Raw genomic sequence first — 16,026 nt, 5'->3', positions numbered from 1 at the left:
TCGTTTATTGACATTAGCCTATGCATCTTGGTATTTTGTAGAAAATTCAAATTATAAGACAATATGTTTAAAAATAAATCCATTACTATCATTGGGGCAGGTCATTTGGGTAGTGCTTTGGCACGAGGTCTCATTAAAAGTGGTCATCCAGCCCGCTCGATAACATTCAGTAATCGTGATCCCAGTAAAACCGAGCGATTGGTTAAAGAATTAGGTGTTCTATCAGCAAAAACCAATACCCAGGCGATTATGAATGCAGAGATTCTTATTCTTGCTGTAAAACCTCAATATATGCAGGATGTATGTAGGGAAATTGCTCCCAGCATCCAACATACACAACCTATAATCATTTCTTTGGCCGGCGTAATCAGCATCGCCAGTATGAAGAAATGGCTTAATAACAAAGATCTGGCGATTACTCGGGTCATGACCAATACTCCAATCGAGTTTTGTAAAGGAACCTCCGCCTTGTTTGCATGTCCTTCAGTAACTCCTGAGCAACAGCAATTGGTTGAAACTATTTTTAATGAAGTGGGATATACATTTTGGGTAAATCAAGAATCACTGATCGACTCCCTTACAGCTCCCGTTGGCTGTGCACCAGCCTATGTTTTTCTTTTCCTCGAAGCATTACAAGAGGCAGCAATAAGTAGAGGGATTCCTGAGGAGCTTTCGGAAAAAATTGCCTTAGAATCCGTATTAGGTGCCGCTGAGTTAGCCAAAAAATCTGGGCGTTCTTTTGCTCAATTACGCACAGGTGTGACTACTCCTCATGGTGTGACGGCTCATTCTTTAGAAAAACTATCTTTTACTGATTTTTTTGACCTCTTTAAGCAAATCTTTGCGGCCGCTGAAGAACGTATAGAACAAATAACCCAATCATTAAATACCGATGTATAAGATGAAACAGCTGTAATCTGCCTTCAGCTTATGGCGGAAGTCGGGCTATCCCTTTGCCTACATTCCGGCGTAGGTCGGCCTGCCCGACAACCTCTTAGGAGTTAAGATAAAAATGGGGTAATACTGTTACGAAAATAAAAAATGGTTCTGCTGATATCCGAAGCAAACTGGCTTCGGAGCAACTATTGTTGGGCCAAGGCCCAACCTGCTTTTGAAAACATGGATAGTAACTCCCAAATTTAGCCAAGATTGGATACAGGTCGAACCCAAGGTTTTAATTTAGTTAACTTTGTTGGCAACTTGCTGATACTGCGCTGTGCTTCAACCCTGCTTGTATACTCACCTACAGTCAGTATGTACCAAATGCCTTTTGCATTCGTAAAGTGTCTTATTTTGACATCTTGGGCAAATAATTTATTGTTCTGCTGAAAACGTTCAATGTCTGATTTATTGTGGCTGGCAGCAACTTGTATCGTATACAGATTCGTATTATTTTTCGAACTGGGAGCTTGAGATGGTTCTATTTTATTTTGTTTTGCTGTTGGAATCTCAACTATTTTTGATTCGCGCGTGAGATCTGATTCAGGGCTCTCACGTTTAAATTCAGATTCGGGAACTCTTGCTTCTGGCTCTGTTGGATTATTTATTTGCAATTTAGGAATCACAACCACCTTATCCACAATTGCCACTGTTTCATTGGGTGTTTCATCGCTAAATTCATCTAAATCTTGTTTTTTGGGTAAAGAGGCATATACCAATTGTCGAATTGAGGAATCCTGCCAAGAAGCAATTCGACTGACCAACACTTCAGGCTGTGCTTCCTGCGTCACGGCACTTCCCTTGCTCAAGTTGTCTAATGACGAAAGATCGTAGTTTTGAGCAAAGTAAAAACCCACAAACCCTGCAATTAAAGCTACGCTCACTGCGACACTTGCTTTTTTTACCCATTTCAGTGGTTCTTTTTTCTTTTGTGTCGCACATTTAAAGACAAATGCTTCGAGATTGTTGTTTATTTTTGCTACATTACCTTTGGTCAACTGATAAAATTGCTTAAACTGAGCATCAGTTAATGGTTTACTTATCAAATGTGCCGCCATAGCACGTTGTAAAACATAGGTTCTTGTTTCACTTTCATTCAATGAACCCAATTCTATGGTATGTACTAAGTTTTCAAAAAACGAAGCGACTAAATTGTTCAGCGTTGCTACGATTGAATAATCCGATATAAGGCAAAGATGGAAAAAACTAAAATTCTCCTGGTTCTTGATCGCCAACATTGCTTCTTTAATTAAAGCCTCTGGTAAATGTTGTGCATCATCAATTAAGAGCAAGACATGAGCTTTACGCTCATTAATTTGAGCTACTAATGCACTAATGTCTGTATGTTCATCATGATTAAGATGCAGCTGAGTTGCAATCTCCCGAATTATACTTTCTCTATTGCAAGGCGCCTTAACCGTCATAGATACTGATTTAATTTGTTGATCTAAATTACTTTGCAACAAAGTATTAAAAGAAGTTTTACCGCCCTCTTTCTCAGATAAAACTGTAATGAGCACATTGTTAAAAAGAACCAAATGATTAATGAAGTCAATCTTAGCGAGCCAAGACCCTGGTTTAAACAATACTCTTGGTTGAATTACAGCCGCTACATCAGACTGAATCATTCCCTCTTTCATTTTTATTCTCCTCTTACAGCTGCAACAAGTGCATTATACAAACAATCCTCAGTGATTCCAGATTCAAGATAACAATCACCAGGTTTTTTAAGTACCACAAACCTTAAGCAGTTATTTTTAATTTTTTTATCTGATTGCATTAATTCGATGAGTTTTTTCAAGTCTACTGAACTTGGAATTTTATGGGGTAAATGTGCTTGATGCAGAATTCGCTCAACTTGCTCCACCAATTGTTTATCAACTAAATGCATTTCATGCGACAAAACTGTGGCACAATATAAACCGATTGCCACCGCTTCACCATGCAGCCATTGTTTATACTGCGTATAAGTTTCCAATGCGTGTGCAAAAGTATGACCAAGGTTCAGTAAGGCTCGCTGTCCTGCTTCTCGTTCATCAACTTCAACAAATTGGGCTTTAATACGGCAACACTCAGCAATTAATTGAGGTAGCTGTGGGCTTTCAGCCGTTAGCCCCTGCTCAAGGGTTTCACTTAAAAATTGGAAGAAATCACCACCAGCAAGTAGAGCATATTTGATCATTTCTGCTAAGCCCGCACGAAACTCTCTTTCAGGAAGTGTGTTTAATGTAGCCAAATCAATAATCACTGCTTGAGGTTGATAAAAACTACCAATCATATTTTTACCCAAGGCATGATTAATTCCAGTTTTTCCGCCAATAGAAGCATCAATCTGGGCTAGTAAAGTAGTAGGGATTTGAACAAATTTTACCCCGCGTTGGTAAGTTGATGCTGCAAATCCAGTGATATCACCAATTACCCCTCCACCTAAAGCGATCAGTGTTGTGTCTCTATGATGTTTGTGTTGGATTAAGGCATCGTAGATAGAAAATAAAGTTTGCTGATTTTTATATTGCTCTCCATCTTTTAAAATCAACACATCACACTGAATATTCGCAAAAGCAGTCTGCACCTGCTTTAAATAGAAAGGAGCTATCGTTTGGTTAGTAACAATTAGAATCTGTGAAGACGTAACGATGGTTCGCAGAAAATCTAGGTTTTGCAAACCATTGCGACAAATAATGATAGAATATTGATGCTCACTTAAAGAAACATCAACGTGCTCATAAACCTCAAAGTTCGCCATAAATATATTTTATTATATTATTTGCAACTGCTTTGACTGTTAATTTATCTGTTTCAAAACTAACATCAGCTAATTCATTATAGAATGGCTCGCGCTCGTCTCTCAATAATTCCAATCTTCCTTCAAGATCATTCGTCTGTAGCAAAGGTCGTTTTGTATCGCGCTTAGTTCTTTCGAACTGTTGTTGTAATGAGGTTTTAAGATAAATTACGGTTCCACGCCCTGCTAATGCATTTCTGTTTTCAGGAGTGATTACAACTCCACCACCAGTTGCCAAAACAATGTTGGTCTTTTGAGTTAATTCTTCAATAACTTTCTGTTCACGGCGTCTGAATCCCTCTTCACCCTCAATATCAAATATCCAAGAAATATCAGCACCAGCACGTTCTTCAATCACTTCATCTGAATCAAAAAATTCTAACTTGAGCTCCTTTGCCAAAGCACGACCTATAGTGCTTTTACCTGCACCCATGGGTCCGATGAGAAAAATATTTCGTACTTTAACTATGCTCATTTTTTATTACATACCTCTTTAACTGAAATGTCATTAATTAAAGATCGAGTCCGAAATAACTTCCCATTTTAGCATGAAACTAAAAATACGATCAGTGGCCAAAGTGGGGGATATTTGGGGCTCAATCCTAACTGTATTTTTCGCAGTTAGAAATTCCCGCTCATTATTCTACAACAAATGAGCATATTTTATAACTATTTACTCTGAATCATTTATATTATATCACTTCTTGGTGTACTTTTATGGAGTAAGTACATCATAAAACTAATTTAAATTGGAAAAAACCTATAATCTGAACCCTTTTTACGTGAATATAAGCCTGCCCCTGAACTGAGCTGGAAAAAACATGGTCTCAGCTAATCTATAACATCGAACTAAAACAGCACACATTCTGCTCAAAATTTAATCCGCAAAGTGGAGCATGCACAGTTCGCGTTCATGAGACTGCGCCGTTGCACGCCGTTAGTCTCCAGCATAAAACCAGTTTAAGCTGGTTTATTCAGCCCCGCGTTACATCACATTTACAAATTAGTTCTTAGAGCAACAATTGTTTAACAAATGCTGGGCTAGACAACCCAGCCTCAATTTGTTTATGTTGAATGAAAAACCTGGTGCAACTCAAAACATTCATTCTAAATCGCCCATAAACGCAACAAAACGCGCTCATTAACGCTGTGCTAATCAACTTTATTTTTCATCAAAACGAATCGGTTTTCTGCCTTCAATTGTCGTAATCGATAATGAATTGGTTATTATTTTTGGTGTAATAAAAATAAGTAATTCATCGTTTTTAAGAGCAATTTGGGTATTTTTAAATAAATTTCCGACTACAGGCAACTGACCAAAAAAAGGTACTCTGGTTATCGTTTTACTCTTGTCTTGCTGATAGATTCCCCCTAGAACTATAGTCTGTCCATTACTAACAAGGACATTAGTCTGAATTTCCTTAGTCAAAATAGCAGGCACACCGTTAAATAATTGGGGTGAGGCCGTATCCTGATTAATTTTTAACTCCATAAGTATTTTACTATCAGGAGTAATTTGCGGAGTAACCTTTAAACTTAATACCGCTTTTTTGAACGCTACAGCAGTCGCACCACTTGAAGTGGCTTCCTGATAAGGTATCTCCTGTCCTGAATCAATTACTGCAGGCTGTTGATTCGCAGTAATAAGTCTCGGACTGGATATCAATTCAGCAAGCCCTTCACTTTCCAAAGCTGATAACTCAAGATCAAGTAAAATATTATCGCCAAGCTGAGCCAATGCAATACCAACGGAGGCAGGGACTGCTCCTGTCACAGGAGCAGCAACCAAATCCAAGTTTAATCGGTCTGTAAACGGTACGACATTTGCAGGAGCAACCCCCTGCTCCAGTTGGTTCGCCCCAGCTAAAGTACCACTTAAATGAGGTGGTTTGGAAACACCCCAACGTATTCCCAAGTCTTGCGCAAAATCTTTAGTGACTTCGACAATACGTGCCTCAATAAGTACTTGTTTAACCGGTACATCCAACTGTTTTATCAAATCCCTGACTTCATCGATTTTGGTTCCGCTGTCTTGAATCCAAATGGTATTTGTTCGTGTATCAACACTTATTTTACCCTTTTCAGATAGAAGTGAATTTTGTTTGTCTTTAATTAAAATCGCAAGATCAGTAGCTTTTGCATAATTAATCTGAATCAGTTCGGAACGCACCGGTTCAAGTTTCTGAATAATATGCTGACTTTTAAGCTCTTCTGCCTCCATTTTATCAAAAGAAGCTTTATAATCGATCAACATCACATTACCTGTCTGACGCTTAGCGAGTCCTTGCGTAGTTAAAATAATATCTAAAGCCTGATCCCAGGGAATGTTATTTAATCTTAGAGTGATATTTCCCTGAACTTTATCGCTTACGACAATATTAATTCCGGTAAAATCAGCCAATAACTGTAAAACAGCGCGTATGCTGATATTCTGAAAATTCAAAGAAATTCTTCTTCCAGAAAATACCTTCTTTTTCAATTTAGCCTGTTGCGCTTCTTCTTGAGTTAAGGGAAAGACATCAATCATGAATTGTTTATTAATTTGATAAACATATTGACCAAAATTACCCTTGTTAGACAAAATCATGTGCGCGTTTTTACCGGCTTGCTGAAAAGCAACTAGTTGGACTGGGCTGCGGAAATCGGAAACATCAAAACGTTTCCTTAGATTCTGTGGAATATTTGTATTTAAAAATTTTACTAGAATTTCTTTACCATGTTCCTCTACCTCAATTGGAACACTGCTATTGGAAACATTGACTATTGCACGGCCGCCTTGTCTCTCAATCCCACGAAAGTCAAAATGATTGATTTCATAACTTGTCTTGACCGGTTTATTGGTGATTAAAATTTCTTTAGGAGGTTGAAATAACTCGTTGCTTTTGCCATTCAAAATCAGTGTATAAACTTTTCCAGAAATTGTACCGGAATAAGGTACAGGGAAATTTAAATCCAATATAGCTCGAACACGCGACCCCACGGCCACAATAGTATAGGTATTTAGTGAACCTAATTTAATTTCTTTCGTCCTCTGCTCTGGAGGTAATTGCAGGTTGGAATCAATGAAATCTAGAACGATACGTGCCGGTTTTTGCGTCACAAAACTTGCAGGTTCTTGCTTAAGAGGTTTCGCAAATTGGAAATCCAAACGCAACTTTTCCTCAGGCAAAGGAACTACCTTTACCGATTCAAGAGGATTATTTTGGGCAAAAGCCATCATACATAAGCTCATGCCAATAAAAATGAATAAAGCAGTTATTCTCCGCACTTTTGCTCCTACTTCCCGGTATATAATTCAATCGTGGTTCTACGTTTCTCCCACTTTCCTGAGGTTTGTGTTGTTTCTATTAATTGAATTGAATCATTTTTAATCGACACAATACGACCATAATTCTGCCCTATATAATTACCAATTCGAACATGAGTAATATCTGAGCTCGGTAATTTAATCAATGCCCACAATTCATTTCCCTGTCTTAAAGTTCCTACAAATTTCAAGGCATCCAATGGATAAGCTTCCAAAGGCTCTTTACGTCTATTTTTATCTGGGGCATTTAAATCAACTTGTTCTTTTTTTTGAGTTATGGGCTTAAATGGATTACGTCTGTCACCATTATCAGGGAATTTAAAAGTCGGTAAAGGTGAAAATGTAGGAATTGGTGCTACCTCCCGTGTTTTTCTGTGTTTCACTTCATTGATGTATCGCCTCAGATCATCATTGTCACTGGAGCAAGCAACCAGAAATATGGAGCAAATAAACCCCATTATTCTGGGTATATAACCAATCCTTTGTCTTCGGCTCATCATTGTGTGCGATATCGATATATTTTGGCAGTAATGCTCATTACCAACTCATCTTCCGAGACTGTTTTATGATCCTTGGAAGACACCCTTTCAATAGTAAAATCATGTAACGTTACAATTCGATTCATTTCAGCCACTCGACTTATAAACATAGCCAATTGAAAATAAGTTCCTACAACTGAAATTTTTATAGGTAATTCAACATAAAAATCATGCATTACTTCTGGTTGTGGGGCAAATAACTCAAACCTTAATCCTGAGGCCACCCCTGTTTTAGAAATTTCTTCCAACAAGCCAGGCATCTCATTTTTTTCAGGAAGCTGCTTGAGCATTAGCACAAAACGCTCTTTCATAATCTGCAGTTGTTCACGAAAGGCAGGTAAATTATATAATTGCCGTTGCTTGTTTTGAAAATCTGTTTTTAAAGTGGCTTCTTGCCCCTCCAATTTACTGTACTGAGTGAAATTATCTTGAATGATCAACCAATATCCTAAAGCAATAATTAGAAAACTAACACCCAAAAGAACACAGATTTTGACCACCAATGGCCATTGTCCGACATTTTCCAGAGTTAATTCATTTAGGTTGACATTGTTCATAATATAATTCCAATCTGGAATTGAGGGGAAAGTACAAAAGTTAATTTAAATTCATTTTCAGTAGATTGCTGTTTCTCTTTATCCTTATCTTTATCGTTTTCTTCCCTCTTGATTTCACTAAGGACAGGATTATGGAGCCAATCATTATTTTCTATGTTTCTCATTAACATAGAAACAAATGTATTCGACTCCGTATATCCTAAGACTGAAATGATATCATTTTTGCCTTCCACCTGAGTAAGGTAGACACCGGATGGCGTAATATTAATTAGCTCATCAAATAAATGAACCATTAATGTTCGCGTAGATTGTAAATGCTGTACTATAGACATTCTAGAAATGAGCATTTCTCTAGTTTTTTCCAAATTTTTAATTTCTTTTAATTGTGCATCCATCGCATTAATTTCTTTTTGAAGCATTTGATTTCGCGTAATTTGATTACTCACTAAGCCTGAAGCATAGGAGTTAATTAAAAATACAATGAAAGCAGCAGCCACAACGCACACAAGCAGCATGATCGTAAACAGTTTTTTTTCCTGTTCCCGCTTTAATTCTCGCCAGGGAAGTAGGTTAATCTGCGTCATAGAGCCTCACCTAATATTCCTTAATGCCAGACCACAAGCGACCATAAGTGATGGAGCATCATTATTTACCGCATCCAAGTTCATCATTTTCCCTGGAGTCATATATGAAAATGGATTCGCAATGGTTGTACTCATTCCTAATCGCTCTTGAACTAATGAAACCAAGCCTGGAAGTTTGGCTAGTCCTCCAGCCAATAGTATATGATCTACATCCCCATCTTGACTTGTAGAATAAAAAAACTGCAAGGTACGCTTGATTTGCAACAATATATCCTCTTTAAAAGGTTCTAAAACTTCCTTTTCATAGTCTTCAGGTAATTCTCCATTCTCTTTTGCTAATGTCGCTTGTTCTAAAGTCATTTTATAATGTTCCGCGATCGACTCTATTAATTGTTTACCCCCAAATTTTTCCTCCCTGGAGTACACTAACTTCATTCCCTGTAATACAAATAAGTGGGTATAACTCGCACCAACATCAATGATCGCTATTGTTTTATCTTGTCCTGATGCAGGTAAATCTTTAGCAATCTGTTGAGCCGCTCGTTCGACAGCATAAGACTCTACGTCAATCACTATTGCATCTAAGCCTGCACGAACTGCAGTCTCAACACGCTGATTCACATTTTCCGCTCGTGATGCAACAATAAGAACATCTAACATATGTGGATTTTTTTCAGACTGGCCTAAAATTTCAAAATCAAGATTGATTTCGTCGATTGGATAGGGAATGTATTTATCAGCCTCAGTAACAATCAGTTCCTCCATTTCCTCATCATTTAAACCCTCATTGATTTGTATGACCTTGCTAATTATTGCCGCATCAGGAACGGCTAAGGCAACCTGCTTGCATGATGTATGCAAGCGATCAATTACTTTCTTAATACAACGGGAAACCACATCAATATCCTTAATTGTGTTCCCATCCATGGCGTTTGATGGTAATACCTCACGTCCATAGTTTTCCACAACAAGCGCACCTTCTTGGCCTGAAATTTCCAATACTTTAACCGACGTTGATGTAATGTCTATTCCGAGAATTGAACGATGTTTGGGCTGAAACAATTTGAGCAAGTTTCTTATTCCCTTGAATCTTCCATGCATTCAAAAAAACTCCTTTAGGATCATTTATTGATGTTAACGTAAGCTCTTAAAAAATTACACTGTTTTCTGCTTCATTCATTGATAAATAAGTGATTAGATTTTGTCATTTTGACCATTTCACTATAACAACTTGCACTCCTCAAAAACATTTAATATAGTGAAAGACCAACTTGTAAGGGGATTTCACATTTATGCTTTAAAAGGAGATTTGCATGACTCGATTAGAAGAACTCATATATTCACTCGCAACAGTTATAGTTCGTTATCACGACAGTCAAGACATTAGGGATAAACTTGTTGTTGCAGTTGACCCCACAGCACTCAAAAAAAAATCTCACGAACGTGCAATAGAAATAATTCAAGATACAAAGATTGATTATTTTCCATACTTAGAAGGCAGAATCTCTGCATGTACAAAAGGTTATCATGGTCGAGAAGAATTCCTTTTCTTCGTTTTAAATGAAATCCGTTTTCTTAAAGAACAGCTCGATAGAAAAACCCCTTTTGAAGAAAAAGAATTACAAACGTTTCACGAACAATTAACTCAACTATTTATTGATTTTCGACAATTATTAAATATTAAAAAAGGGTTTAAACATTCAGCTACCTTAAACAGTTCCAAAGGCGCTAAGACCCAGGAATTGTCTGGTTTATTGAATGATCGTATGATTGGTGGCAAATATTGTAATTCCGGTCAATTACTGATTGAGGAAGTACTGTTTGTACTGCATATGACCACAGAAGACTCTAATGCTGAACTGAAAGAAATTGCTTCAAACATTTGTTTAGAACATCAGACTCAATTAGAAAATCAAAGAGAAAAATTGAAGAAAGCTAATGAAGACTCAGAAAAAGAAATTAATAAATCAGAATTAGACAAACTGAAAACTTCATCAGAGGTACAAAAATCTGAGTCAGAAGCCCAACGATTAGAAATTGAAAAATTAAAAGAATCATTGGAAATGCATAAATCTGAATCAGAAGCTCACATATTGGAGTTACAAGAAACAAATAAAAAACAACTTGTGACTATTGAGCAATTAACACAAGAACTAGAAAAAACCAAAACAGAGTTACAAAAAGCACAAACAGAGGCACTAATAAGACGTTATCCTACTTATAATCCTTTATTTGGCCTTGCTGGATTACAGATGCTGCAAAGACAAGGAACTAATCCGCAAACAGGTACGAATCGGTTTTTTCCATCTATTCAGCCTACTAATTCTCCATCACAAACTTTATCAACCGATCAAGAGGCGGAGGAAAGTCGTCATGGTAGTACAATAGAGTAAAGATAAAAAAATTCATCGCTATTTGATGACTTATATAAACAACTCATTGTGTTTCATTGAATTTTTTCTGCAAAATTCAGTGAAACATTAAAAAACAGTGCAAAATTTCCCTATTTTTTGCACAAAACTCGCAATCTTACAGAGAATCACTGTATAATATCCGCCAAATTTCATTAAAAACGCATGACTCTATGAAAATGGCATACTTCTGGCGTAAAGGTCTATGGGCGCTGATGAGCCTGTTTTTTATTTTAATCGTAGCAGGTAGTTTCTTATATCTCTACCTTGAAAGCCAACTCCCTAATGTCGATTCGTTAAAGACAGTACAACTGCAAGTACCTTTACAAATCTTCAGCAAAGAAGGTTTGCTGATTCAGGAATATGGTGAAAAGAAACGAATTCCTGTCACCTATGATGAAATACCACCTATGCTGATTCATGCTTTGATTGCCACCGAAGATCAACGTTTTTTCGAACATCCTGGTGTCGATATTTTGGGCCTTGGCCGTGCTGCTGTGCGTATGGTGAAAACAGGAACAAAATCGCAAGGCGGTAGTACCATTACCATGCAAGTGGCACGTAATTTTTTCTTAAGCCGCAAAAAGACTTTCCTACGCAAATTTAATGAGATTATGCTTGCCATAAAAATAGATAGGGAATTAAGCAAAGAAAAAATTCTCGAACTCTATCTGAATCGAATCTATTTAGGTAATCGTGCTTATGGAGTTGGCGCCGCAGCAATGGTGTATTTTGGCAAGCCACTTAAAGAATTAAATCTGGCAGAATTAGCGATGATTGCGGGTCTTCCTCAAGCCCCTTCAACACAAAACCCCATTGCAAATCCGCTTGCCGCCAAAAAACGCCGCGATCACGTATTAGAGCGCCTGCTGGAAGAACATTACATTAATGAAGAACAGTATCAGAATGCCATCAATCAACCGATTACTGCCAGGTATCATGGCACTCATATTGAAGTAAAAGCGCCTTATGTTGCTGAAATGATTCGTCAATCCCTATACGACAATTTTGGCCCGGATGCCTATACTAAAGGCTACAAAGTGTACACCACTATTGATGGGAAATTACAAAACACTGCCAATGATGTAGTTGAAAAAAATTTAATAGCCTACGATCATCGACATGGTTATCGGGGACCTGTTGCTACCATTGGGGAAAATGACAGTAAGTCCTTGCATTCAATTCAAAAGAATTTAGAAAAGTATCCGGAACTTAATCACCTGATACCTGCCGTTGTTACTGAAGTTCGGGAAAAAGAAGCTACAGCCACATTACAAAGTGGTCGAACTGTTCTTATCCCTTGGGCCGGTATGTCTTGGGCCAGACCAGCACTTAAAAATGGTTGGGTTGGAAAAGCGCCTTCCAAAGCCATGCAAGTTGTTGCTGTCGGCGATATTATTTATGTACATTCGACCAAAGACCATTGGGAATTAGCGCAAATTCCTGAAGCTGAATCAGCGATGGTAGCACTTGATCCTAAAAATGGTGCTATTGAAGTGCTTGTTGGCGGATTCAATTTCCAAAAAAGCAAATTTAACCGCGCCACGCAATCAAGCAGACAACCAGGATCCAGCTTTAAACCTTTTGTCTATGCCGCAGCGTTAAATAACGGTTATACCCTGGCAACATTGATTAACGACGCACCGATTGTTGTTGATGATCCAAGCCAACCCAACCTATGGCGTCCTCATAATGTGAATCTGAAATTCAATGGGCCTACACGATTGAAAAAAGCTTTAGTTCAATCTAAAAATTTGGTATCCATACGCATTCTTGATGACATAGGCATCAATTACACTATCGATTTTTTAACTCGATTTGGATTTAATAAGAAAACGCTTCCCAAAGGTCTTTCTCTGGCTTTAGGTAGTTTATCCGTTAGCCCTATGGAACTTACTGCTGCTTATGCTATTTTCGCAAATGGTGGTTATAAAGTTGAACCCTACCTTATCGATCATATTACTGATACGGATGGTAAAATTTTACTGCAAGCCAAACCAACCGTTGTTTGCAATAATTGTACTAATGTAGATCATTCCACGCTAGCGCCTCGCGTCATTCCTGAAGACATTACCTTTTTAATGAACACTGCATTAAAAGATGTGATTCAGCATGGTACCGCGCGTGCGGCTCGAGTGCTCAATCGTCAAGATATAGCAGGTAAAACCGGCACAACCAATGATCAAGTAGATTCCTGGTTTGCTGGGTTTAATGCCGATCTTGTTGTAACCACCTGGATCGGTTTTGATAATCCCAAATCCTTACATGAATACGCTGCAGGACTTGCACTGCCTTTATGGATAGACTTTATGAAAGTTGCTTTGAAAGGGAAACCTGAAAGTGAAATGAAACAGCCCGAGAATGTAGTCGCTGTTCGTATCGATCCGAATAGCGGCTTACTGGCACGTCCTAATCAGGCCAATGGAATCATTGAGTATTTTCGTAATAAAGAAGTTCCTGCGGAAGAAGATCCAACTCCCGTTTATAATGCGAGTAATGAGCAACAACAACTTACAACTGGCGAAGACAGTTTGTTTTAATCAATTCGCGTTGTCCTGTTTTATAGCCTGGGCTACAGCTTCGCCTTCACCCAGGCTACAACCATAAAAGTCAGCTAGATCATCCTGATCCAAGTAAAAAGATTTCCTGAATGAGACATAACCTTATAGATAAATAGGATGTACTATTTGGGGAGATCCTTCGTCGAAAACTCCTCAGGATAAGGTAATTTTTATGACCCTGAGCGATTGACTAATTTTTGAAATCCTGGGTTAGGCTTCGCCTTCACCCAGGTTATAGATTTATAGAGAGTTCAATAAAACCTTATCGACCAGCTAATGCAATCGCAGCAGGTGTATACTCATAGCCTAAGTCACGAGCAACCGCATCAAAAGTAATTTTCCCTTGATGAACGTTCAAGCCATTGAGTAAATGCTTATCATTTAATAAGGCGAGCTTCACGCCTTTGGTTACGATACTTAACACAAAAGGTAATGTTGCATTATTTAAAGCAAAAGTGGATGTTCTAGGTACTGCACCAGGCATATTCGCAACACAATAATGAACTACATTATCAACAACATAGGTAGGTTCTTGATGTGTTGTGGGGCGACTTGTCTCAAAACAGCCACCCTGATCAATGGCCACATCCACTAAAACCGAACCAGGTCGCATTGATTTAAGCATGGAGCGAGTCATTAATTTTGGAGCTGCTGCGCCAGGTACCAATACCGCACCAATCACTAAATCAGCACTAGCAACATATTTTTCTATAGCATCAGCTGTAGAATACACAGTATTGAGCTTAGAACCAAATTGGAAATCTAATTCGTTTAAACGTTGTAAAGAACGATCCAGTACGGTAACTCGTGCTTCCATACCCATGGCCATGCGCACCGCATTAGTACCGACTACACCCCCACCAATAACCACAACGTTTGCCGCAGCGACTCCAGGAACGCCACCTAGTAAAATACCACTACCGCCTTGAGCCATCTCCAAGCAATGTGCCCCGGCTTGAATAGACATCCGCCCTGCAACTTGTGACATAGGAGCCAGTAATGGTAAACCACCACCCTCTTCTGTTACCGTTTCATAAGCAATTGCAGTGACACCAGATTCTTTAAGCATACGTGCTTGATGAGGATCTGGAGCCAAATGCAAATAGGTAAATAATGTTTGGCCTTCACGTAGACGCTTGCACTCAATGGGTTGCGGTTCTTTTACTTTGACTATGAGATCCGCTCTGGAAAACACTTCATCCGCGCTATCAACAACTTCTGCTCCGGCATGTCGATAATCATCATCGGAAATACCAATCCCCAATCCAGCACCCTTCTCAACTATAGCAGAGCTTCCTACTCTAATAATTTCTCTGATACTAGAAGGAACAAGACCTACACGATTTTCTTGAGGTTTAATTTCTTTTGGAACACCTACTAACATACTTTCTCCCTCTAACGGTTTTTTAATTGTGCAATTAACTGTGGCACGAGTTCAAATAAATCACCAACCAAACCATAATCAGCGATTTGAAAAATAGGGGCATCTTCATCCTTATTAATTGCTACTATAATCTTGGAATCTTTCATCCCTGCCAAATGCTGTACAGCTCCTGAAATTCCTACAGCAATATAGAGCATTGGTGCAACGATCCTTCCGGTTTGCCCCACCTGATAATCATTAGGAACAAATCCCGCATCAACAGCAGCACGGGATGCTCCCACAGCAGCACCAAGAACATCGGCTAACTCTTCAATCAATTGAAACTTTTCAGCGCTTTGCAGTCCTCTTCCACCTGAGATTACAATTTTAGCGCTGCCTAAATCAGGACGTTCCGATTTACTGAGTTCATGTTTAACGAATTGGCTACCTTTTGCAATACATTCTTTATCAATTTGCTCAATGCAACAACTTGTTTGACTTTCTGTAATAGGATTAAACGCCGTAGAGCGAATCGTAAGAACTTTAATAGGATCAAGGACACGTACTGTTTCTATAGCATTACCGGCATAGATTGGATGTTCAAAAGTATCTTTATCAATAATTTTACTGACATCAGAAACTTGAGCCACATCTAATCGTGCTGCAATACGTGGTGCAATATTTTTACCAAAAGTACTTGCTGCCACTAATATGGCTTTAAATGAATGTGCAAAAGAAAGAACTAACTCACTGATTTGCTCTGCTAAAGGATGCTCATAACATGGTTTATCAACGCACCAAACAGCATGTGCCCCTGCAAGAATTGCAGCTTGTTCAGCGACTTTCTTGCATTGATGTCCTATAACCAGTAAGGTCGGATCATCACCCAATTCTAATGCCGCAGCTAAAGTATTACGGGTAGATGGGTGTATGCTTTGGTTATCATGTTCAACGAGTATTAAAGTGCTCATCACGTCCCC

General features: G+C 38.5%; 13 protein-coding genes. 3 read left to right on the top strand and 10 right to left on the bottom strand.

All coding sequences use genetic code 11. The features are described 5' to 3' along the window. Window positions 1–63: 63 nt before the first annotated feature. Window positions 64–900 carry a pyrroline-5-carboxylate reductase gene (gene proC, locus EL022_RS08060; RefSeq protein ID WP_028382177.1) on the top strand — a complete coding sequence of 279 codons (837 nt, stop codon included), beginning with the start codon at window positions 64–66 and terminating at the stop codon, window positions 898–900. A 239-nt stretch (window positions 901–1,139) separates the two neighbouring features. Here proC and EL022_RS08055 read toward each other — a convergent pair whose 3' ends face one another. The 8 genes from EL022_RS08055 to EL022_RS08020 form a co-directional block, all read right to left on the bottom strand. Beyond that, window positions 1,140–2,579 (bottom strand): SPOR domain-containing protein, encoded by a 1,440-nt coding sequence (locus EL022_RS08055; RefSeq protein WP_028382178.1) that lies wholly within the window; start codon window positions 2,577–2,579, stop codon window positions 1,140–1,142. Between the two features lie 2 nt (window positions 2,580–2,581). After that, window positions 2,582–3,685: a 3-dehydroquinate synthase gene (gene aroB / locus EL022_RS08050; protein ID WP_028382179.1), complete on the bottom strand. Its 1,104-nt coding sequence runs from the start codon at window positions 3,683–3,685 to the stop codon at window positions 2,582–2,584. Further along, window positions 3,672–4,199, bottom strand: a complete 528-nt coding sequence (aroK, locus tag EL022_RS08045) for a shikimate kinase AroK (protein WP_010653139.1) — start codon at window positions 4,197–4,199, stop codon at window positions 3,672–3,674. The genes aroB and aroK overlap by 14 nt, the downstream gene beginning before the upstream one ends. A gap of 687 nt (window positions 4,200–4,886) precedes the next feature. After that, entirely contained in the window at window positions 4,887–6,992 is a 2,106-nt protein-coding gene (locus tag EL022_RS08040) for a type IV pilus secretin PilQ (RefSeq protein WP_028382181.1), read from the bottom strand. A gap of 8 nt (window positions 6,993–7,000) precedes the next feature. Beyond that, complete coding sequence (locus tag EL022_RS08035) at window positions 7,001–7,531, bottom strand: pilus assembly protein PilP (RefSeq protein ID WP_028382182.1); 531 nt, start codon at window positions 7,529–7,531, stop codon at window positions 7,001–7,003. Beyond that, window positions 7,528–8,127, bottom strand: coding sequence for a type IV pilus inner membrane component PilO (locus EL022_RS08030; RefSeq protein WP_028382183.1), 600 nt, complete (start codon window positions 8,125–8,127; stop codon window positions 7,528–7,530). The genes EL022_RS08035 and EL022_RS08030 overlap by 4 nt, the downstream gene beginning before the upstream one ends. Continuing rightward, a complete protein-coding gene (locus EL022_RS08025; RefSeq protein ID WP_028382184.1) occupies window positions 8,124–8,711 on the bottom strand; it encodes a PilN domain-containing protein in 588 nt (195 codons plus the stop codon). The genes EL022_RS08030 and EL022_RS08025 overlap by 4 nt, the downstream gene beginning before the upstream one ends. A 6-nt stretch (window positions 8,712–8,717) precedes the next feature. Further along, window positions 8,718–9,782 carry a type IV pilus assembly protein PilM gene (locus EL022_RS08020; RefSeq protein ID WP_028382185.1) on the bottom strand — a complete coding sequence of 355 codons (1,065 nt, stop codon included), beginning with the start codon at window positions 9,780–9,782 and terminating at the stop codon, window positions 8,718–8,720. Between the two features lie 242 nt (window positions 9,783–10,024). Between EL022_RS08020 and EL022_RS08015 the strand changes: the two genes are divergently transcribed. Both EL022_RS08015 and EL022_RS08010 read left to right on the top strand, forming a co-directional pair. Beyond that, entirely contained in the window at window positions 10,025–11,104 is a 1,080-nt protein-coding gene (locus tag EL022_RS08015) for a hypothetical protein (protein ID WP_051544504.1), read from the top strand. A gap of 191 nt (window positions 11,105–11,295) precedes the next feature. Continuing rightward, window positions 11,296–13,662 (top strand): penicillin-binding protein 1A, encoded by a 2,367-nt coding sequence (locus EL022_RS08010; RefSeq protein ID WP_028382186.1) that lies wholly within the window; start codon window positions 11,296–11,298, stop codon window positions 13,660–13,662. Window positions 13,663–13,945: 283 nt separating this feature from the next. On the opposite strand, the gene ald is transcribed toward EL022_RS08010, so the two are convergent. Continuing rightward, window positions 13,946–15,067 carry an alanine dehydrogenase gene (gene ald / locus EL022_RS08005; protein WP_028382187.1) on the bottom strand — a complete coding sequence of 374 codons (1,122 nt, stop codon included), beginning with the start codon at window positions 15,065–15,067 and terminating at the stop codon, window positions 13,946–13,948. An 11-nt stretch (window positions 15,068–15,078) separates the two neighbouring features. Next, the gene (locus EL022_RS08000) at window positions 15,079–16,017 is read right to left on the bottom strand and encodes an electron transfer flavoprotein subunit alpha/FixB family protein (RefSeq protein WP_028382188.1); all 939 of its coding nucleotides are present in this window, start codon (window positions 16,015–16,017) and stop codon (window positions 15,079–15,081) included. Between the last annotated feature and the right edge of the window lie 9 nt (window positions 16,018–16,026).

It is taken from the genome of Legionella cherrii, assembly GCF_900635815.1.
Lineage (GTDB): Bacteria > Pseudomonadota > Gammaproteobacteria > Legionellales > Legionellaceae > Legionella > Legionella cherrii.
The sequence above is the reverse complement of the archived record's forward strand: the minus strand, read 5'-3'. Positions and strand labels throughout refer to the sequence as shown.

What these genes read in the sequence shown, in the direction of transcription:
- aroB (WP_028382179.1), bottom strand. Translation starts at nt 3,685, where the DNA reads ATGGCGAACTTTGAGGTTTATGAGCACGTTGATGTTTCTTTAAGTGAG.
- EL022_RS08000 (WP_028382188.1), bottom strand. Translation starts at nt 16,017, where the DNA reads ATGAGCACTTTAATACTCGTTGAACATGATAACCAAAGCATACACCCA.
- proC (WP_028382177.1), top strand. Translation starts at nt 64, where the DNA reads ATGTTTAAAAATAAATCCATTACTATCATTGGGGCAGGTCATTTGGGT.
- EL022_RS08035 (WP_028382182.1), bottom strand. Translation starts at nt 7,531, where the DNA reads ATGATGAGCCGAAGACAAAGGATTGGTTATATACCCAGAATAATGGGG.
- EL022_RS08025 (WP_028382184.1), bottom strand. Translation starts at nt 8,711, where the DNA reads ATGACGCAGATTAACCTACTTCCCTGGCGAGAATTAAAGCGGGAACAG.
- aroK (WP_010653139.1), bottom strand. Translation starts at nt 4,199, where the DNA reads ATGAGCATAGTTAAAGTACGAAATATTTTTCTCATCGGACCCATGGGT.
- ald (WP_028382187.1), bottom strand. Translation starts at nt 15,067, where the DNA reads ATGTTAGTAGGTGTTCCAAAAGAAATTAAACCTCAAGAAAATCGTGTA.
- EL022_RS08015 (WP_051544504.1), top strand. Translation starts at nt 10,025, where the DNA reads ATGACTCGATTAGAAGAACTCATATATTCACTCGCAACAGTTATAGTT.
- EL022_RS08055 (WP_028382178.1), bottom strand. Translation starts at nt 2,579, where the DNA reads ATGAAAGAGGGAATGATTCAGTCTGATGTAGCGGCTGTAATTCAACCA.
- EL022_RS08010 (WP_028382186.1), top strand. Translation starts at nt 11,296, where the DNA reads ATGAAAATGGCATACTTCTGGCGTAAAGGTCTATGGGCGCTGATGAGC.
- EL022_RS08030 (WP_028382183.1), bottom strand. Translation starts at nt 8,127, where the DNA reads ATGAACAATGTCAACCTAAATGAATTAACTCTGGAAAATGTCGGACAA.